This window comes from Sphingobacterium sp. SGG-5 (assembly GCF_011043525.1).
Classification (GTDB): domain Bacteria; phylum Bacteroidota; class Bacteroidia; order Sphingobacteriales; family Sphingobacteriaceae; genus Sphingobacterium.
The window spans coordinates 1-19,344 of record NZ_JAAKGO010000004.1 but is presented as its reverse complement, the minus strand read 5'-3'; the positions used below and the strand labels follow the sequence as shown (position 1 = coordinate 19,344).

The following is a 19,344-nucleotide window of genomic DNA, read 5'->3' as shown; positions in this document are numbered from 1 at the left end:
CAATGAAAAAGAACTTAATATCTAAAACTATATTAATATTGGGGTTCTCGGCTATGCTGAGTTCCTGCAACAAGGATTTTGACAAAATAAATACGAATCCCAACACCAGTCCACGGGTGACACCTGAAAACCTACTGGCCCCAGCTCTCACTAAAGTCGTCGGATACAATATGAGCCGAAGCCAACGCATCACCAACGAACTGATGCAGGTTACGGTCAATATGGGAGATGGCGAAGGCCGGATATTCCGGTACGATATCCGAATCAACGAAGCCGACTACCTGTGGAACAACTGGTATCTACAGTTGCGTAACTTTCGGGACATCTATGAATTTGCAGATGAACTAAACCAAAATAGTTACAAAGGGGTCGCGCAAATCTGCGAAGCATGGATATTTTCCCTTTTGACAGATACGTATGGAGACATACCTTATTCGGAGGCGTTACAAGGCAGAGACCAAAACAATTTTACCCCAGTGTTTGATAAGCAGCAGGACATTTACCCCTCGCTGTTCGCAAAATTGGAAGAGGCAAATGAGCTGTTGAAGAATGCGTCAAATTCCAGTATCTCCGCACAGTCTGATCCTGTGTTCGGAGGTGACTTAGACAAATGGCGCCGATTCGGAAACTCTCTCTATTTGCGATTAGCATTGCGCGTAGCCCATAAAACGGAGCTAAACTCTTCCAGCATCATTACTAAAATAGTAGATCTGGAACCAACGGAATACCCGATTATGCGGAACAACGATGATTCCGCCATATTGCGATGGACGGGACAAGCGCCCTATGTGTCACCTTTTGCTACGTGGAGACCGGGCGATTGGAACAGTCCTGCTATGTCGAGTTTCTTTATTGACAATTTGGCGGATAGAAGTGACCCCCGACTCCAAAAATGGGCCACCGCTGTATTGGGAGATTATTCCGGTATTCCAAGTGGATATCCTGTAGGTCAGCCGCCTGTCGTCGGCTCAAGACCGAACCCCAGTCTCATGTCCGAGCCCCTGCTTGGCAATATAATGAATTATGCGGAACTCCAGTTTATCCTCGCTGAGGCCGCAGTCAAAGGTTGGGTATTCGCACAACCTGCACAGGTATATTATGAAGCGGGAATAACCGCAGCCATTACACAATGGGGGCTCAATGTACCAACTAATCCGGATTATATGAATACTGCCCTTACGGTGTGGTATGAGACGGATACAGAATGGGATAAAATGGAAAGAATTCATATACAAAAGTATTACGCTTTATATTTCACCGATCTGCAATCATGGTTCGAATATAGACGAACTGGCCACCCGCAGCTGCCTATTCGCTCGGGGCACTTAAATGACGGTAGAATGCCGAGAAGACTCAATTATCCTGTATATGTATCTTCTACCAACAGGGAAAATTACCGAAACGCTGTACAAGAACAAGGCCCTGATAACGTCAACACATATGTATGGTGGCAACGCCCGTAATGGTTAAACTTTAAAAATTATGCAATGAAAAAGCAATATTTATTTCTACTATTCTTACCGTTGTTTACTCTTTTCATACAATCATGTGAGGAGAGGGACTTTGCCGACGGTACATTAAGCCCCTATATGGTCTTACAGGACCTACGTATGATTCACAAAGGAAGTGATATATCTCTGACCAAAGACCTCATGTCTGGAGCAGAAAAACTGAGGGGTGTAGTCATATCTGACCACAGTGCTGGCAATGCCCCTGAAGGAATGATCGTCATCCAACAAGATAGAAATTCAATTATACATGGTATCGCCTTAAATGTTGGATCTATTGCCTCGAATTATAACCCAGGAGATGAGATTATCGTACATATTGCGGATAAAATGTTAAGAAGAAACGGCTTCTTGTACATTGACGATATACAGCAATCAGATATCGAAAAAATAGCAGAAGGGGTACAAGCACAGACCCGTACGCTTACCGGAAATGTAGCGTACCAACGTCCGGAAGAATATGAAGGCACATTAGTCCGGATTTTTAATGTGCAAATCACGCCAGAACCATTACCTGGAGAAACATTTGACGGAACAAAGCAATTTTTTGCAGGATCCGACATTTTAAATATCCACACCTCGCCTACAGCTTCCTTTGCGTCAATGGAGGTACCTTCTTATGTGAATGTTTCGGGTATATTAATGCGTGAACCGAATCAACCAGAAAGATTGGTAGTATGGCCACGATACGACAACAATTTGGTGGATGTGACGGATACACCTGATGCGTCGCACCTCGGTCCTAATCCCATCATTATTACCGGGCTATGTGTAGACCCTTGGAGTAGTGATGCGAACCATGAATACATCCAACTAAAAGCCAACGTAGATCTTAACTTTGCGGAAGTATCGTTTTCTGTAGTGACCACCAATAATGCAACCAACAATACGCCGAATGCCCAACAAGCTCCCGGTGCAGGTTGGGCTACTGGAGGCCAACGTACCTTCAAGTTTAATTTGACAGAAGGCGTGGTACGCAAGGGCGAATACTTCTATGTAGGAAGTGGCCATAAACTGATCAACGGAGCTAACTCGACTAGTATCGCTGACGCAAATTGGATTCGTTCGTTTATGTACAGCAGCGAAGGGGGAGATGGTTTTGGCGATGCAGGTAGTCCTACAGGTAACAACATCATGGGCAATAGTGGACGCGTGTCAGGTGTTGGTGTATTTGTCGGTACCAATATTGCAGAAAACACCGTACCGATCGATGCGGTATTCTATGGGAACACCACTTATGTAAACAGTTTGGTTGACATAGAAGGCAGCTTAGCTACAAAAGGCTACCGTATCCCGAACAATGACCATTACAGCATGGAAACGGAAGTCAATGGAATCCTAACTCCTACTCCATTTGTCCGTATGGGTCCAGGTATGAATGACTTTAAATTTGAACACCATGGTTATAGTTCTATACCTGACAACACGGGCTTTTTCTTCAAACTGGGCGGTGAATTTAATATGACAACCAGAGAGTGGATTACCCCCCGACAACAAACTGTCGAATTGCTTTTGCCGGATTCGCAGCTGAGCCAGATAGAAGAAGGCACGGGCACTACTGTACAGGTTGACTAACAATAAATATGGTAATTAATGAATAAATACCATTCTGCTGCAACAGTTTACCGTTGCAGCAGAATGGTATTCCAAATAAAATAAACAATACCCACTGATGAAATATAGACATCTATTTTTATACATTTTTGCCCTACTTCTTTTCTCTTCAGGTGTGTCCTGTAGCAAGAGCACATCACCTGACGTCGGGGATTCTACTCCTCCGCCGAAAGAAGAACCAGCTACACTACGGATTACCGATATCTCCATACCGACGATCTATGATCGCAATCTGACAACAGAAGTGAAGATCAAAGGGAAGGGATTTAAAACCGGTGATATCATCGTATTTAACTCGATTGACAACCCTTCGGTATCGGTCAATACCACACCTACCAGTATAGAAGCAGATTATATTACCGTACGCGTTCCCAGCGGTGTGCCAGACGGCAGCCGTTACCGCCTGATAGCTCGTCGGGGTAATGAATCCCAGGTATTGGGCGCGACGGTGTTCAACACGGTATTGCGCACAGATATACCCGACCAGCAAGGTAAGTCCATAAAAGGTGTGGTTCACGTAGGCGGTGTGGGGTTAGCGGATGTAGTGGTTTCTGACGGGTATGATGTCACGAAAACAGACCATGACGGGGTATATTACCTGAGTTCCAACAAACGTACCGGTTATGTATTCGTCTCCATTCCGGGGAACTATGAAATAAAGGAACGTAATGGAAACCTCCCCAAATTTTATAAGTACTTGCATGGAACGCCTGAGATAGTAGAAACCGTTGATTTTGAATTGACCGCTACCAACAATGAAAACCACGTCGTTCTGAGTATGGCCGACTTTCATCTGGCAAACCGTAATGACGACCTTGCACAATATCGAACCGGATTTCTAACTGACATCAACGGCGTAATCGCTTCGTACAAAGCCGCGGGAAAGAAAGTATATGGATTGACTCTTGGGGATTTAACCTGGGACCTTTATTGGTACAGCAGAAACTTTTCAATACCACAGTATGTCACGGAAATCAACAGGGTCGATGACATCCATATATTCAATGTCATAGGCAACCACGACAACGACCCCTATTTTACCAATGATTGGTTATCCGAAAACCCATTCCGTAATATATTGGGACCTACATATTACTCGTTTAACTTGGGAAAGGTTCATTATATCGTACTGGACGATACCGAATGGATCAATACAGGAGGTGGTTCTGGCGTAATCGGCGATCGGAACTACAAAGGCAAGGTCACCGACGACCAAATGGCCTGGCTGGCTAAAGATTTAGCCACAGTAGAGTCATCCACCCCGATCGTGTTAGCAACACACATCCAGCTGAACAATGCTCCGCCTTCCAATGGCAGTACACCGGGATATCGCTTAGACAACGGACCAGAACTGGTCAGTGCCTTGAGTCGCTTCAACGAAGTCCACGTGCTGACAGGCCACACCCATGTCAATTATAAAGTAGAGCGCAATAGTGGAAAAATTATGGAACACAATACCGCAGCCGTATGTGGTACCTGGTGGTGGACCGGGACAAGTGGCGGTGCTGGTAACCAGATTGCGCCCGATGGCAGCCCGACCGGCTATGGCGTATGGGAAATGAATGGCACCGATATCAAATGGTTTTATAAATCCATCGGTCATGAAAAAGATTATCAATTCAGATCCTATGATCTCAATAGCGTGTTAGTCTCCAAGACCGCCCATGCCCCTAACGCGAATTCTACTTACACCGCTATGATTCCAAGCTATTCATTCGGCTTTGATTCGCCAAACACGAATAATGAAGTGCTGATCAATGTCTGGGGATACGACCCGCAATGGACAGTGTCCGTGACCGAAGAGGGGAAACCGACGCCACTTACCGTGACACGCTTAAACTCTCGAGATCCATTGCATATCATATCGTACGCCATGAAAAGATTGAATGTAAATGCGACCCCAACATTCGACTCGAACAATACATCTCATATGTTCAAAGTGAAAGCGTCGGCACCAAATACTACATTAAACATTCAAGTAACGGATCGCTTCGGTCGCGTTTACACAGAAACTATGACCAGGCCAAAGGCTTTTACTTATTCGATGAAATAATGAAAAAAACAATAGTGCTTAATTATTTGGGTAAGAAATAGAATTGTTACTATTTCTTATCCAAATAATATGTTATTTTTAAATAGCTTTGATAAGCGCAGACCTTTAATTAAAAATAGTATCACAAACAATGTCATTTATTAAAAAATCAGCTTTCCCCCTACTCCTTGTCTGTATCGGGATTTCATCATGTAATCTTTTCAAACCGACTATGACACAGAATGCTACGTTTCCGGAGTTTTCTTATGAGGGCCATCGTGGCGCACGGGGTTTGTATCCCGAGAACTCAATTGGTGCCATGAAACTCGCTATTGACCTCCCCAAGGTGACTACCTTAGAAATGGATTGCCATATTACCAAAGACAAAAAGGTCGTCGTCTACCACGATGATAACCTGAATCCAAAATTTGTGACCTATACCAATGGTAACGAACTGAAAGGAAAGGACAACAAAGGTCTGATCTATAGCTATACCTGGGAGCAGCTAGGTCAATTTGATCTGGGGCTAAAAGGCAATGTCGATTTCCCGGAACAAAAAAAGGTGTCTACCCATATTGCGTTATTGGCGGACCTCATCGATGAAGCAGAGGCGTATACGAAGAAGAAACGCAAAACGCCCATGTTTTATAATATAGAGACCAAGAGCAGTGAAAAGAAAGACCATAAGGCCCATCCGGGACCACAGGAGTTTTCAGACTTAGTGTTACAGGTCGTATTGGAAAAAGGTATTGCCGAACGGACGGTCATCCAATCTTTCGACAAAAGAACGATACAGTATATCAACAAGACTTACCCGCAGATAAAAACATCTTATCTCATTGGTGGAGGAAATAAGAAATCCCTCGAGCAGCTCGTCGAGGAACTGGGCTTTACGCCGTTTATCATCAGTCCGTATTACAAACTGGTCAATGAAAAATTTGTGGATGATGCGAGGAAGCTGGGCATGAAGGTTGTGCCGTGGACGGTCAATACGAAAGAAGAAATTCAAGCGCTGGAAGCTTTGAAAGTTGACGGAATTATCAGTGACTATCCTAATTTATTTTAACACCATTCTATGCTCCATTTATTTAAACCCGCAGCACATAAACCACAGTTACCGGCCGACCGGATTGATCCAGAATATAAGAAACTCCGTCTACAGGTCTTTATCGGCATATTCATTGGTTATGCAGCGTATTATTTTGTGCGGAAGAATTTTTCCTTTGCCGTCAAGGACCTGCAGGATGCACTGGGCTACAGCAAGGCCGAACTGGGCTTTGCCATGTCGGCGATCTCTATCGCCTACGGCCTAAGTAAATTTTTAATGGGTAATGTTTCTGATCGAAGCAATGCCCGGTATTTTCTGGCTACGGGATTAATACTCTCGTCGCTGACCATGGTTTTCATGGGCTTCTCTCCTTTTGCGACCTCTTCTATCGCCATTATGTTCGTCCTCCTATTCATCAATGGATGGGTGCAAGGCATGGGATGGCCGGCCTGTGGCCGTGTGGTGGTGCACTGGTATTCGATCAAGGAACGGGGTACAACCATGTCTATCTGGAATCTGGCTCATAATGTAGGGGGATTTCTGGTCGGTCCCCTGACGATATTGGGTGTAGAATTATTCATGGGCTGGGAGGCGCGTCTTTATTTTCCCGGACTGATCGCTATTGTGGTCGCCCTGATATCCATCCTGTTGGTCAGAGACACCCCACAATCCTGTGGACTCCCTCCTATTGAGGAATACCACAATGATTACCCGAAGACATACGATAAATCACAGGAAAAGGAATTTAGCGCAAAGGATATTTTCTTTAAATACGTATTCAACAACAAGATGTTGTGGTTTATCGCTATCGCCAATGCATTTGTCTATCTTGTCCGAAACGGCATCATCAATTGGGCACCAACCTATTTGCAGGAGGCCAAGCATTTTACAGCTTCGGAGGCAACCTGGTCGGCTTCAGTTTATGAGCTCGCCGCGATACCGGGCACGATACTGTGCGGGATAATGAGCGACAAGTTATTTAAAGGCCGTCGGGCACCGGTGACGATCATCTATATGGTACTGACCTTCGCGGCTGTTTTTGTGTATTGGGTTACTCCCGGAACTACAGCATGGCTGGTCAACCTTTCGTTGTGGACCATTGGCTTCCTGATCTATGGGCCAGTGATGCTGATCGGGGTACAAGCACTCGATCTTGTCCCAAAGAAAGCAGCTGGTACAGCGGCGGGGCTAACCGGGCTGTTCGGCTATTTTATCGGCGACTTATTGGCCAATGCCGCGCTTGGTGCTATGGTCGACCACAGCGGCTGGAACGCCAGCTTTGAAGCGGTACTCTTCGCCTGTGTCATGGCCGTACTATTTACAGCCTTTACCTGGAAAAGGGAGAAAGACTTACTACAGTTGAGGTAATACAACAACGAGGCAACACGATCAAAAAAGGAGCTAAAATTATTTTGGCTCCTTTTTTGTACTTTTATACTTACCAAATGGAGTCACATCGATGAAAAAATATCTATTCAGATTATTGAACAAGCTCAATAAAGCCTTTCTACCGAAGTACAGCAAGCTGGATCCGTCGAAGCTGAGTAAGTTGCAACAAGCCGTCGTAGCCTACCGCTATTATGTGCTGATCAACGCGTTGGATTAACAGCTAACTTTACGCCTGATCGGATAAAACCTTAATACTTGTGACCGGAAAGGATACATTTGTTGCATCCAGCTTATCCTGAATGTTTTCAGCAATCTCGTTTCTCGTCGCCCAGAAGTTCTCCCTTTTGGCCCATGCCCGTGCAATCAGCACCACGCCCCCATCCTTCAGTTCGCCCACAACGACCTCTGCTTGGGGCTTATCCAATACACGGCTATCGGCCTCAAATATAGCCAAGATCGTCTCCCGGGCTACTTTCATATTCACATCGTAGGACACCAAAAAAGAAAACTGCATCCGCCGTGACGTAATCTTCGTATAATTCTTGATGACCGAGTTGGCCAACGTTCCATTCGGACTAAACACCCGAATACCGTCGTCATCGATCAAGGTGGTATAGAGAATATCGATACGCTCTACGGTGCCTCCCGACCCATTGTTACTGCTGATGTAATCGCCGACTTCAAAAGGCCGGAACAAGAGAATCAACACGCCACCTGCAAAATTGGAGAGACTCCCCTGCAGGGCCAGACCCACGGCTAAGCCGAAGGCCGACAAAGCAGCAATGAAAGAAGTTGTCTGTATACCCATCGTATTCGCCGCCGTGAGAATCAGCAATACATATAAAACAAATCGTATGATACTGCTGATGAACGAACGGATAGAGATATCGACATCCCGCCTTTCAAAACGTCGCTCAATGAGTTTTAAGACAAACCGTATTACATACCGCCCCACCACAAGCAACAACAGGCCGATGGCGATACTGGGTATTTTTAGAACAAGAAGGTCAATTAATTTTTCAATACTGGTTTCAAATTTTTCCATATAATATATAAGCCTCTTTCTATACAAAAGTATAATTTTATTAAATAACTTTATCCTATGATTTACCTCGATAATAACGCCACCACCCGACTGGACGACGATGTATTGGAAGCGATGCTTCCTTATCTCCGGGAAGTGTACGGTAATGCCTCCAGCATACAGCATAAGTTGGGAAGAAAAGCCCATCAGGCCATCGAAAAAGCGCGGTTGGAGATCGCCGATCGGTTACAGGCTCAACCGCAGGATATCTTCTTTACGAGTGGTGCGACTGAAGCTATCAATACCGTTATCAAAGGTGTATATGACCGTTATCGCCGCAAAGGGAAACATATCATCACCTGTCAGACCGAACATAAAGCGGTGTTGACGACCTGTGAACACGTCGAACGTCAAGGTGCGGAAATCACCTATCTCGCTGTCAATGCGGAAGGACAGATCAATCTGGACGAACTGTCCGATGCTATCCGGACAGACACGATCCTGGTGACGTTAATGGCCGCCAACAACGAGACGGGTGTCTTATTCCCTATCGATCAGATTGCCGAATTGTGTACAAGTAGAGATGTCTTGTTTTTTTGCGACACCACACAGTATATCGGTAAAATACCGATAGATCTTTCCCAATGCCCGATTGATATGCTCTGTCTAAGCGGTCATAAAATGCACGGCCCGAAGGGAATAGGCGCCTTATATATACGTCGGAAAAGGAAACCTATACAACTGACACCGTTGCTCCATGGCGGCAAGCAGGAAAATGGACTGCGGGGCGGAACATACCCGGTAGCGAATATCGTGGGATTGGGAGAAGCTATCCGTCTTTCGACAGATCATACTGCGTCCATAGGTGCATTAAGAGATTATTTTGAACAATCGCTACAAGGGGAAATCGAAGATGTACACATACATGCTTCACGCAGCCCACGGCTGCCCAACACCAGCAATGTGCTTTTTAAGCATGTCCGAGCTGCGGAGTTGATGACCAAAATGCCAGATATCGCCGTATCTTCAGGTTCGGCCTGTGTGTCGGGCGACCGGGATCCTTCGCATGTGTTGAAGGCGATGGGATTGTCGGATGAAGATGCGCTATGCAGTTTACGTTTCAGCTTTTCCAAGTTCAACACAAAAGAAGAGGTCGAACGGACGGTGAGCGAACTGAGACAGGCGGTACTGAAAATCAGAGCGCAATCTCCCGTTTGGCAGATGTATAAAGCCGGCCTGCTGGATTAAAATGACATTTCATATACCGATACGTCTTATATATATGGAAAATAATTCCGAAATTTGTATCGGAAACTGACAGAAAGATAAGGTATGGTAACGATTACAGATAAAGCGAGGGAACGTGTTCTCCAAATCATGCAGGCAGAGCAATATGACGACACTTATTTTGTACGTGTAGCGGTCGAAAGCGGCGGATGTTCAGGGCTATCTTATAAGCTTCATTTCGACAACGAAGAGAAGAAAGGTGATCAGTTTTGCGAAGATAACGGCATTAAGATTTGTCTTGACATTAAATCCTATCTCTACCTTGCGGGTACGGAGCTCGATTATTCAGACGGACTCAACGGAAAAGGGTTCGAATTTCATAATCCCAACGCCTCCCGAACCTGTGCCTGCGGCGAAAGTTTTTCTGTATAAATAGGTCTATTTCAGCACGATTCATTTCGCAGGTTTACGCTCGTCAAACCTGCTCTATTTTATTTTTCACATATATGGTTAATAATTCGTTTTCCTTGTCATTTTGATTACATTTGCATAATTATTTTACAAATTTTATATCAGAAGCCAATATTATAAGATAAGCTTAACTTTGGGCGATGGACATGGGACGTAACTTATTGAAACGAGAACAAGCTATTACATTTGTTAAAGATACATTCTCGACAAAATTGAGACAAGCGCTAAATCTAATACCTGTATCATCACCATTGGTGGTATTGGATGGCACCGGCATCAACGACGATTTAAATGGAATAGAACGCCCTGTCGCATTCCCCATCAAATCATTAGACGAACAAAGAGCTGTAGTTGTGCATTCGCTTGCTAAGTGGAAACGTGTGCGTCTGCGAGAACTGGACCTGGAAGAAGGAGAAGGTATCGTGACCGACATGCGGGCTTTGCGGCCGGATGAAGACTACTCGCCGATTCATTCGATATATGTGGATCAATGGGATTGGGAGAAGGTCATCTCACCGACAGATCGTAATCTACGTTACCTCAAAGAAACGGTAAAAAAGATATATGCGGTATTGGTCGAGACCGAGCAAGCTGTAGAACAACAATATCCGGAGAAAAAAGCAGTACTACCCTCGGAAATTAAATTTATATCTTCAGAAGAGTTACTGCAACGTTATCCGACCTTTACGCCCAAAGAACGGGAGAATGCTATTGCCAAGGAATACGGAGCGGTATTTCTGTATGGCATCGGCGGCGAACTTTCAAACGGCTTTATACACGACGGACGAGCAGCTGACTATGACGATTGGAGTACGGAAAATGAAGATGGCTATAAAGGTCTGAATGGGGATATTTTAATCTGGAACCCTGTGCTGCATGCCGCGTTTGAATTGTCGTCCATGGGCATTCGTGTTGATAAGGAGTCTCTTCAAAGACAATTGGTCATCCGTCATTGTGCCGAACGAGCAGAATTGGCTTTCCATCAGATGTTGCTGAATGATGAACTGCCACAATCCATCGGTGGCGGAATCGGACAATCCCGGGTATGCATGTTTATGCTGAAGCTATCCCATATCGGGGAGGTCCAGGTCAGCATCTGGGACGAAAACAAAAAGAGCAACTTGCAAAAGGATAATATCTATTTGTTGTAGCCTATTTATTTCAACAGTTTTACATCGTATAAATCCTTCCGTCTATCTTTCAGATTCTTGACGGTTCCGTACTCGTGCAGATCCCGCAAAGCATAGAGGTCAACGTCGGCAATCAATACCATCTCGGTATTGGGTGTGGCTTCAGCCTTGATCGCATTGTTCGGAAAAGCAAAATCCGAAGGCGTAAATACCGCCGATTGAGAATATTGTATATCCATATTATTCACCCGGGGTAAGTTACCTACGGATCCTGCAATAGCCACATAACATTCATTTTCGATAGCACGTGCCTGCGCACAATGGCGAACACGCATATAGCCGTTCTGCGTATCTGTCATGAACGGTACAAATAAAATCTGCATACCCTGTTCGGCCAGAATACGGCTCAATTCTGGGAATTCTACATCGTAGCAGATCAACAGTCCGACCTTTCCGCAATCAGTATCGAAGACTTTTACTTCACTCCCGCCTACCATACCGTAGTACCGCATCTCGTTGGGCGTAATGTGTATCTTTCGGAACGAATCGATCTGTCCATTCCGGTGACAAAGGTAAGAGACATTATATAACTTTCCCCGCTCAAAAAGCGGCATGGAGCCGGATATAATATTGACATTATAAGAGACCGCGAACTCCTGTATCTTCGCTGTAATCTCCTTCGTATGCTCAGCGAGCTTCTCCATCGCCATACGCTCGGGCAGGTCGTTGAAAGGGCTGATTAAGGGTGTATTGAAAAATTCAGGGAAGACTGCAAAATCAGCTCCGTAATCACTTACGGCATCCACAAAGAATTCGACCTGATCGTAAAACTCATCGATATCTTTAAATAGACGCATCTGCCATTGCACGAGTCCGAGACGAATCGTTTGCTTCGTGGCCGATATCGATCGTGTCTCCGATTCATAATAGATATTATTCCATTCCAACAGGGTGGCAAACTCCTTCGACTCGGTATCGCCGGGCAGGTAATGCTTCAGGATCTTTTTGACATGAAAATCATTCGACAGCTGGAACGTCAATGTCGGATCGTAGATCTCTTTCCGTTTTACTTTCTCGATATACACCTTGGGCGACATATCGGCGGCAAAGCTGAAGTAATTCGGGATACGCCCTCCTGCCAAGATACTCCGCAGGTTCATCTGTTCGCAAAGCTCCTTACGCGAATCATACAGACGGCGCCCTAAGCGCAACGATCGGTAATCGGGATGTACGAACACTTCAATCCCATAGAGTATATCGCCGTCATAATCATGCTTCGTGAACTTACCATCATCAATTATTTCGTAATAACTGTCATAGACGTTGTTCTTTTTCGAATCAAGGATGATAGAAAGTGCACAGGCCACGACACGCCCATCGACTTCCACACACAGTTGCCCTTCGGGAAACAGATCGATGAGATCGACGATATTTTCCCGCGACCAGATTTCTCCCAAGCCTTGATAAGCCTGTTTCATGGAGTTTTTCAGATCGTTGTAATCCTTTTTTGAAAGCTGCCGAACATTAATATCCATTGCCTATCCCTTTATATTCCCGTGTTATATTTACGCTTCTCCCGCAGGACCACCAAAATTGAGTGGAAACGGAATATCCTTGGAAGTCGCTATGGTACCATTCTGTCCTTCAAATTTACTAATATTGTCCTGTAACGCACCCAACAGCCGTTTTGCATGCTCAGGCGTCAACACAATACGGGACTTTACCTTCGCCTTCGGCACCCCCGGCATAATACGGATAAAGTCTAAAACAAACTCCGTGTTGGAATGTGTGATAATCGCCAGGTTGGAATAAATGCCTTCGGCGATATCTTCACTCAGCTCTATACTTAACTCTTGATTTTCGGGATTATTTTGATTGCTCATAATAGTGATTTACTTATTTATTAAAAGTTCTGAAATCTTGCCCATCTTGCAGCGATAATACCATTTCGTATATCAGACGGATCACGTTATCCACATCTTCTTTATGGATCATTTCGACGGTGGTGTGCATATAACGAAGGGGCAAAGAAATCAGTGCCGACGGTACGCCTCCATTGGAATAAGCAAAGGCATCGGTATCTGTACCAGTATACCGCGAAGAGGCTTGCCGTTGGAATGGAATATTATTTTTCTGTGCGACTTCGATCAACTGCCGGTTGAGGTTGATCTGTACAGCCGGCGCATAAGAAACGACCGGTCCCTTCCCACAGGCCAGATCACCTTGGGTGACTTTATTGATCATCGGTGTCTGTGTATCGTGCGTAACGTCGGTGATGATCGCTACATGCGGTTTGATGTAATCCGCTATCATCTCTGCTCCTCGTAATCCAATTTCCTCTTGTACCGAGTTCACAATATAAAGACCAAAAGGTAGTTTTTTCTTGTGCTCTTTCAGCAGCCGCGCAACCTCAGCGATCATGAAACCACCGGCTCTATTGTCCAGCGCACGGCCGACATAATACCGATCGTTTAAGATCATAAACTCATCTTCGTAGGTGACTACAGAGCCGACATGTATACCCAACGCTTCGACTTCCTCTTTGGATGTACAGCCACAATCCAAAAATATATTTTTTAATGTCGGTGTTTCTTCTTTTTCATTGGAACGTGTATGGATCGCCGGCCACCCAAATACAGCTTTGACAATCCCCTTATCGGTATGGATATTGACACGCTTCGACGGCGCAATCTGATGGTCTGACCCGCCATTTCGTATGACGTAGATCAATCCATCCTTCGTGATATAATTAACAAACCAGGAAATTTCGTCGGCATGCGCCTCAATCACCACCCTATACTTCGCTTTGGGGTTGATAACCCCGACCGCTGTTCCATAATTATCAATATACGTATCGTCTACGTAGGGTTTCAGATAATCCAGCCACATCCGCTGTCCTTGCCATTCAAAGCCTGTAGGCGATGGGTTATTAATATATTTTTCAAAAAATGTCAGTGATTCCGGTGTGACTACGGGTTTGTGTATGCGTTCTTTACTACTTTTCTTTGCCATATTAAAATATACTTTCCGACAAATTAGAAATAATTATGGTATTCCAAAAATTATTCTTCCATTACTTCCAATTCTACAGGAAACAGGGTTTTATGCGCTACATTTATATTGCATATAAAACTTTATTTATCTAAGTTTACAGCACAAAACGCAATCTATGGATCTTATTTTTAACGTTATTCACTGGGCGGGCAAGGAAGAACTTTTCTCTATCGGTTCCTTTGGCGTACGCTATTATTCGCTTTGCTGGCTCCTCGCTTTCGCTGTATCTTATTACCTGATGTTGAAGGTTTTTAAACGGGAAGGAAAGACTCAGGAAGACCTCGACCGGTTTAGTATTTATATGTTCTTAGGTACATTAATCGGTGCACGGTTAGGACACTGTCTGTTTTACGAGTTCGATTATTACATGCAGCATCCTTTGGAAATGATACTTCCATTTCGCAAAATCGACGGTGCCTGGAAACTAACAGGTTTTATGGGGTTGGCTTCTCACGGTGCTGCGGTGGGTATCTTGGTCGGATTATATCTTTACGCCAAAAAAGCGAAGACCGATTTTTTGTGGATTGCCGATCGTCTTATTCTTGTTGTTCCTTTAGCTGGAGCTTTTGTGCGCCTGGGCAATTTCTTCAACTCCGAAATCATCGGAAAAGTCGCCGATCCGGATTTACCGTGGGCCATCGTATTTACCAAGGTCGATCAGCTACCCCGACATCCTGGTCAGCTCTATGAAGCAGTTGGGTATGTAATTTTGTTTATTATACTATGGTCGTTCTACCGTAAGAATAAATCACCGAAACCAGGACTTCTTTTCGGTATATTTTTGATAGGCTTATTTGGCATCCGTTTTGTAATAGAGTTCTTCAAGGAAAATCAGGAGGCTTTTGAAAACGATATGTTCATCAATATGGGGCAGTTGTTAAGTGTCCCCTTCATTCTTGCAGGTATCTATCTGGTGTTCCGAAAAGTCAAAGGTACACCAGTAGAGGCGAAAAAATGAAGTCCAACACAACTGTAATATTACTCATTTTAGGATTATTATCGGCTATAGGTCCATTCTCCATAGACATGTACCTCCCAGCCTTCGAAACTATCGCGCGGGATTTTAATTCGCCGATAGCCCATGTACAGTTGTCTTTAACCAGTTACTTTGTCGGTATTGCCATCGGCCAGATGGTATATGGTCCGTTACTGGACAAATATGGTCGTAAAAAACCGCTCATGATCGGGCTGGTCATTTATTCGATCGCTTCCATCTGTTGTGTCTTTGCCCAAGATGTCGACCAACTGATCGCCCTTCGCTTTGTACAGGCACTGGGAAGTTGCGCCGGTATGGTCGCTGCACGCGCGATGGTACAGGATTATTACGACACCCGGGAGGCTGCTCGTGTTTTCAGTCTCCTGATGTTGGTCATCGCCATCTCCCCCATTTTAGCCCCTAGTGCCGGAGCACTTTTGCTGAAATATTTCGATTGGCACTATATCTTTATTTCTCTTTTTGTTATTGCTTTTATCATTCTGGTTTGCACCAAGTTCTTGCTTCCCGAATCCTATGCCGGCAACCGGTCACTGTCGCTTCGCCCACGATTCGTGCTTAGCAATTTCTGGGGCGTCTTTGTCAATAAAGTTTTCTTGTCTTACTGTATGATCGGTTCCATCGCCTCCGCTGGGCTATATGCGTATTTAGCAGGTTCTTCGTATGTGATGCAGGAATATTATGGTCTGACTCAAAGTGAATATGGTTTAGCCTTCGCATTTGTCGCTTCTGCCTTAATAATCGCTACGCAATTAAATCGCTGGCTTTTGAAACGCTGGAGCAGCAGGCAGATCAGCAAGATTGCCAACATCTGGCAATCCATTATCGGCATATTGATGGTGATCTCCTACGCCACCGATACGCTGACGCTGACCGTACTATTGTTGTTGATATTCTTCTATTTATTTGGACAGGGTTTTATTTTCCCGAACACCTCGGCGCTGGCGCTCTCCCCTTTCAAGGCCGCCGCAGGAAGTGCTTCTGCACTGCTTGGAAGTATACAGATGGGCTTCGGCGCATTGACCTCGGCATTGGTGAGTTATCTTCACAACAATACCGCCATGCCGATGGTCGCTGTCATGTGTGGTTGCGCCACCGTAGCCTTGGTGCTACACCTTATGGTGACCAATAGTATGCGGAAATTAGCTATTTAACGACAGTTATAAAAAACTCGCTATGCCCAGTCGGTAGCTATCCAAACCAAAACCAAGGATAACCCCTTTGCAGTTTTTGGACAAATAAGAATGATGGCGGAACGATTCCCGCTGATGCACATTGGAGATATGCACCTCTACAACAGGCGTATTTATGGCAGCGATAGCATCTGCAATAGCTACAGACGTATGTGTATACGCCCCCGCATTGAGAACAATACCATCAAAGTCGAATCCCACTTCGTGTAGTTTATCAATAATCACTCCTTCGACATTACTTTGAAAATAGTGCAAGTCGAGCGATGGGTATTTTGCCTTCAGCTCTTTGAAGTATTGTTCAAAAGACAGCTCGCCATAGATACTCTTCTCCCTTGTTCCCAAGAGGTTAAGATTTGGTCCGTTTATTATTAAAATTCTTTTCATCGTCAATACACAAACTTAGAAAAAATGCTTCGCATTCACGAACAGAATACTAAATGAGTTTTTGTACCCTCTTAAAAATCGCAATAAAAATTGCGGAACGAAGAGCGCAAGCCAAAGGTTACCAAACCCGATTTCTGTGTATTCTCACCCTCAATACGGCGATAACGTTGTGTATATCCCACTTCCAGCCGAAGGTTGTACTTCGGGTTAAGCACATACGCCGCTCGCGCATCGGCATAATACAGATCGTTCGCTACCCCCTGCCCGATCTTGTTGCCGTACGTATTCGGTGCCGTTCGGTACGACTTAAAGATATTCCCTCCCATATTCAGGTCTTCACCGACAGGATCCGTACCGAAGCCACTCCATGTTCCCTGTAAAGAAAAGTCCATTCTGTCCCACGAATAATTCGCTATACCCACCACTTCACGGAAGTTTGCCCCCCGCGGATGTGCCAGTGGCTCGCCGTAATTGCTGTAATTTGAGATAGAGACAAAATGCTGATAGGTATACGGTCGTACCAGGTTATACTCGCCCAAAAAGTTCAGGTTTTGTATCCCAAAAGCATCATAGCCTTTGATACCCAGCTGTGCGCCCCATTTGTTGTGCTTATAGCCATTGTTAGCGAAAAATTCCTTTGCTGTAAATTCACCTAATAAAAATTGTCCGTAGGCTGTAACGTTTCGAAAGGTTTTATACTTCGCATTCAAGCCTAAAAACATCTTGTCAGGCGACGATGAATTGTTTGATTCAACCGGACGTAGGAATATAGCCGGATTACTGTAGTTAAAGTCAAAGTTGCGGTACCCCGCCTGATTATGGTTGGCCCATATCACCGCTTGAAAAAGTCCCACCGAAAGCCGGTTCGTTGCATTATAGTCCAGGTATTGAAAGGCCCCCCACTTGATACCATCTCCATATCGACCAGTCTCCAGGTCCTCGTCTACACGCGGGTTTTTCTGATCTAACATATAGGCCCACATCGACGTATATTGTACGTTACCGATATTTCCGGTGAATTTCAGATGTGTATAGTTGGACGAAATATCCGATAGTAACACCGAACGATAGCCGTCGCCAATATGATTTTTATCGTAGGCCAAGGTAACCTGAAAATAATCACTGAAATCGTAAGATAGACTTGCTGTAGCATACATCCAGTCTTTTTTACCGTTCGCCAGATTTTCTACCGTTCCCTGACCGGGGACAACCTGGTTGTCGGTAATATAATCGCCGATATAACGTGGAAATATCGCCTGATTTTCAAAGAAATTGGTGTAAAACGTAAACTTATCTTTGATGGTCAATCCCGCTTGTACGCCCCGTGTATTGATCCACGTAGACTGCCGCTCTTTATCGATCAGGTCTCTTCCGAGTACAAAATCGGGCAGAAAATCGAGATAAAACGTATGGTCGTCTTTCTTTACGTCTACGAGATGTTCATTAAACAGTTTGCGCACGACCCAGCTTCTGGACTCCACGGGATGTATCGAATGCAGGGAATCAAACCGTGAAAGCAGGTCATCTTTAAAAAGAAAGGGCTTGGAGGCGGTATGCAATCTTGTCTCCGGACTATATAATAGGCTGTTATACTTTTGATAGTGTTGATACGAATAGGTCTGATTTTTTATCTGTGCCATGACAGTCGACCCGATGGATAACGCCAAGGTCAAACTTATAATTGCTATGCAATTATTCATAATCGTGGATAACATCATGCAAGGTAATATTTTTTATTAGCTTTTATGCGGTTATACTAACGAATATTGTGCCAAGATTAAACCTTTGGACAGTGTGTAATTCAAAGAATATGTGTAAATTTGTAGTTCATAATCATTGGGGTCGACCGGAATAGACAGGATAGCGATGGTTATGTAAGCATGCAGTGCGTTGTTAGTAGAGCACTTTAATCTGAACTTTCAACTTTATAACTGGCGAAAATAACTACGCCTTAGCTGCCTAAGTTAGACTTAGCATAGCTATTTGTCCCGTTAGATCCTGTTCTTTGGTCTAACATCAGGGGCATCGAACAATAGAACTGGCCGATGTGATGTTGCTAAGCATTCGGTGAGATACAGCAACTACGGAGAACGGTATAGGTACGCGACTCACCTTCCCTCTCCCGACAATTAAAGAGAAGCTAAGCATGTAGAAAGCGTAAATCATACTATGTTTGGACGAGGGTTCGAATCCCTCCGACTCCACGAATAAAAGCTCAACGGAAGTTGGGCTTTTATTTTTTAGGAGGGATGAGAACCCGACAAGAGGGTTTGAAC

General features: G+C 44.6%; 17 protein-coding genes and 1 other RNA gene. 12 read left to right on the top strand and 6 right to left on the bottom strand.

The genetic code is table 11. The annotated features are described in order from the left end of the window. Positions 1 to 2 precede the first annotated feature (2 nt). From G5B30_RS06585 to G5B30_RS06560, 6 genes are all read left to right on the top strand, one after another. Positions 3 to 1,463 carry a SusD/RagB family nutrient-binding outer membrane lipoprotein gene (locus G5B30_RS06585; RefSeq protein ID WP_165319188.1) on the top strand — a complete coding sequence of 487 codons (1,461 nt, stop codon included), beginning with the start codon at positions 3 to 5 and terminating at the stop codon, positions 1,461 to 1,463. Positions 1,464 to 1,487: 24 nt separating this feature from the next. Further along, a complete protein-coding gene (locus G5B30_RS06580; RefSeq protein ID WP_165319187.1) occupies positions 1,488 to 3,083 on the top strand; it encodes a DUF5689 domain-containing protein in 1,596 nt (531 codons plus the stop codon). A 97-nt stretch (positions 3,084 to 3,180) separates the two neighbouring features. Then, positions 3,181 to 5,175 (top strand): calcineurin-like phosphoesterase C-terminal domain-containing protein, encoded by a 1,995-nt coding sequence (locus G5B30_RS06575; RefSeq protein ID WP_165319186.1) that lies wholly within the window; start codon positions 3,181 to 3,183, stop codon positions 5,173 to 5,175. A 130-nt stretch (positions 5,176 to 5,305) separates the two neighbouring features. Continuing rightward, entirely contained in the window at positions 5,306 to 6,220 is a 915-nt protein-coding gene (locus G5B30_RS06570; protein WP_165319185.1) for a glycerophosphodiester phosphodiesterase family protein, read from the top strand. Between the two features lie 9 nt (positions 6,221 to 6,229). Then, positions 6,230 to 7,570 (top strand): glycerol-3-phosphate transporter, encoded by a 1,341-nt coding sequence (gene glpT / locus G5B30_RS06565; RefSeq protein ID WP_165319184.1) that lies wholly within the window; start codon positions 6,230 to 6,232, stop codon positions 7,568 to 7,570. A 91-nt stretch (positions 7,571 to 7,661) separates the two neighbouring features. Next, the gene (locus G5B30_RS06560; protein ID WP_165319183.1) at positions 7,662 to 7,808 is read left to right on the top strand and encodes a hypothetical protein; all 147 of its coding nucleotides are present in this window, start codon (positions 7,662 to 7,664) and stop codon (positions 7,806 to 7,808) included. Positions 7,809 to 7,817: 9 nt separating this feature from the next. Here the strand turns inward: G5B30_RS06560 and G5B30_RS06555 are convergent, their stop codons facing one another. Next, positions 7,818 to 8,636, bottom strand: coding sequence for a mechanosensitive ion channel family protein (locus G5B30_RS06555; protein ID WP_240903126.1), 819 nt, complete (start codon positions 8,634 to 8,636; stop codon positions 7,818 to 7,820). Positions 8,637 to 8,693: 57 nt separating this feature from the next. Here G5B30_RS06555 and G5B30_RS06550 point away from each other — a divergent pair, with 57 nt between their 5' ends. The 3 genes from G5B30_RS06550 (at position 8,694) to asnA (ending at position 11,464) form a co-directional block, all read left to right on the top strand. Next, entirely contained in the window at positions 8,694 to 9,863 is a 1,170-nt protein-coding gene (locus G5B30_RS06550; RefSeq protein WP_165319182.1) for a cysteine desulfurase family protein, read from the top strand. An 84-nt stretch (positions 9,864 to 9,947) separates the two neighbouring features. After that, a complete protein-coding gene (locus G5B30_RS06545) occupies positions 9,948 to 10,274 on the top strand; it encodes a HesB/IscA family protein (protein WP_165319181.1) in 327 nt (108 codons plus the stop codon). Positions 10,275 to 10,459: 185 nt separating this feature from the next. Continuing rightward, positions 10,460 to 11,464, top strand: coding sequence for an aspartate--ammonia ligase (gene asnA / locus G5B30_RS06540; protein WP_206367040.1), 1,005 nt, complete (start codon positions 10,460 to 10,462; stop codon positions 11,462 to 11,464). Positions 11,465 to 11,469: 5 nt separating this feature from the next. Here the strand turns inward: asnA and G5B30_RS06535 are convergent, their stop codons facing one another. From G5B30_RS06535 to G5B30_RS06525, 3 genes are read right to left on the bottom strand one after another with little or no spacing between them, the layout of a single operon-like run. After that, complete coding sequence (locus G5B30_RS06535) at positions 11,470 to 12,978, bottom strand: carbon-nitrogen hydrolase family protein (RefSeq protein ID WP_165319179.1); 1,509 nt, start codon at positions 12,976 to 12,978, stop codon at positions 11,470 to 11,472. Positions 12,979 to 13,008: 30 nt separating this feature from the next. Beyond that, entirely contained in the window at positions 13,009 to 13,326 is a 318-nt protein-coding gene (locus tag G5B30_RS06530) for a DUF3467 domain-containing protein (protein WP_165319178.1), read from the bottom strand. Positions 13,327 to 13,339: 13 nt separating this feature from the next. Beyond that, on the bottom strand, positions 13,340 to 14,455 hold the full coding sequence (locus G5B30_RS06525; RefSeq protein WP_165319177.1) for a M42 family metallopeptidase: 1,116 nt from the start codon (positions 14,453 to 14,455) through the stop codon (positions 13,340 to 13,342). Between the two features lie 157 nt (positions 14,456 to 14,612). Here G5B30_RS06525 and lgt point away from each other — a divergent pair, with 157 nt between their 5' ends. Beyond that, positions 14,613 to 15,455, top strand: coding sequence for a prolipoprotein diacylglyceryl transferase (gene lgt, locus G5B30_RS06520; RefSeq protein ID WP_165319176.1), 843 nt, complete (start codon positions 14,613 to 14,615; stop codon positions 15,453 to 15,455). Then, complete coding sequence (locus G5B30_RS06515) at positions 15,452 to 16,645, top strand: multidrug effflux MFS transporter (RefSeq protein WP_165319175.1); 1,194 nt, start codon at positions 15,452 to 15,454, stop codon at positions 16,643 to 16,645. The genes lgt and G5B30_RS06515 overlap by 4 nt, the downstream gene beginning before the upstream one ends. Before the next feature lie 6 nt (positions 16,646 to 16,651). On the opposite strand, the gene aroQ is transcribed toward G5B30_RS06515, so the two are convergent. Both aroQ and G5B30_RS06505 read right to left on the bottom strand, forming a co-directional pair. Beyond that, positions 16,652 to 17,068, bottom strand: a complete 417-nt coding sequence (aroQ, locus tag G5B30_RS06510; RefSeq protein ID WP_165319174.1) for a type II 3-dehydroquinate dehydratase — start codon at positions 17,066 to 17,068, stop codon at positions 16,652 to 16,654. Between the two features lie 71 nt (positions 17,069 to 17,139). Then, on the bottom strand, positions 17,140 to 18,768 hold the full coding sequence (locus G5B30_RS06505) for a gliding motility protein RemB (RefSeq protein ID WP_240903125.1): 1,629 nt from the start codon (positions 18,766 to 18,768) through the stop codon (positions 17,140 to 17,142). Positions 18,769 to 18,906: 138 nt separating this feature from the next. On the opposite strand from G5B30_RS06505, the gene ssrA reads away from it, so the two are divergent. After that, positions 18,907 to 19,275: a transfer-messenger RNA gene (ssrA, locus tag G5B30_RS06500) on the top strand. The last annotated feature ends 69 nt before the right edge of the window (positions 19,276 to 19,344 follow it).

What these genes read in the sequence shown, in the direction of transcription:
- G5B30_RS06585 (WP_165319188.1), top strand. Translation starts at nt 3, where the DNA reads ATGAAAAAGAACTTAATATCTAAAACTATATTAATATTGGGGTTCTCG.
- G5B30_RS06580 (WP_165319187.1), top strand. Translation starts at nt 1,488, where the DNA reads ATGAAAAAGCAATATTTATTTCTACTATTCTTACCGTTGTTTACTCTT.
- G5B30_RS06575 (WP_165319186.1), top strand. Translation starts at nt 3,181, where the DNA reads ATGAAATATAGACATCTATTTTTATACATTTTTGCCCTACTTCTTTTC.
- G5B30_RS06570 (WP_165319185.1), top strand. Translation starts at nt 5,306, where the DNA reads ATGTCATTTATTAAAAAATCAGCTTTCCCCCTACTCCTTGTCTGTATC.
- glpT (WP_165319184.1), top strand. Translation starts at nt 6,230, where the DNA reads ATGCTCCATTTATTTAAACCCGCAGCACATAAACCACAGTTACCGGCC.
- G5B30_RS06560 (WP_165319183.1), top strand. Translation starts at nt 7,662, where the DNA reads ATGAAAAAATATCTATTCAGATTATTGAACAAGCTCAATAAAGCCTTT.
- G5B30_RS06555 (WP_240903126.1), bottom strand. Translation starts at nt 8,636, where the DNA reads ATGGAAAAATTTGAAACCAGTATTGAAAAATTAATTGACCTTCTTGTT.
- G5B30_RS06550 (WP_165319182.1), top strand. Translation starts at nt 8,694, where the DNA reads ATGATTTACCTCGATAATAACGCCACCACCCGACTGGACGACGATGTA.
- G5B30_RS06545 (WP_165319181.1), top strand. Translation starts at nt 9,948, where the DNA reads ATGGTAACGATTACAGATAAAGCGAGGGAACGTGTTCTCCAAATCATG.
- asnA (WP_206367040.1), top strand. Translation starts at nt 10,460, where the DNA reads ATGGGACGTAACTTATTGAAACGAGAACAAGCTATTACATTTGTTAAA.
- G5B30_RS06535 (WP_165319179.1), bottom strand. Translation starts at nt 12,978, where the DNA reads ATGGATATTAATGTTCGGCAGCTTTCAAAAAAGGATTACAACGATCTG.
- G5B30_RS06530 (WP_165319178.1), bottom strand. Translation starts at nt 13,326, where the DNA reads ATGAGCAATCAAAATAATCCCGAAAATCAAGAGTTAAGTATAGAGCTG.
- G5B30_RS06525 (WP_165319177.1), bottom strand. Translation starts at nt 14,455, where the DNA reads ATGGCAAAGAAAAGTAGTAAAGAACGCATACACAAACCCGTAGTCACA.
- lgt (WP_165319176.1), top strand. Translation starts at nt 14,613, where the DNA reads ATGGATCTTATTTTTAACGTTATTCACTGGGCGGGCAAGGAAGAACTT.
- G5B30_RS06515 (WP_165319175.1), top strand. Translation starts at nt 15,452, where the DNA reads ATGAAGTCCAACACAACTGTAATATTACTCATTTTAGGATTATTATCG.
- aroQ (WP_165319174.1), bottom strand. Translation starts at nt 17,068, where the DNA reads ATGAAAAGAATTTTAATAATAAACGGACCAAATCTTAACCTCTTGGGA.
- G5B30_RS06505 (WP_240903125.1), bottom strand. Translation starts at nt 18,768, where the DNA reads ATGAATAATTGCATAGCAATTATAAGTTTGACCTTGGCGTTATCCATC.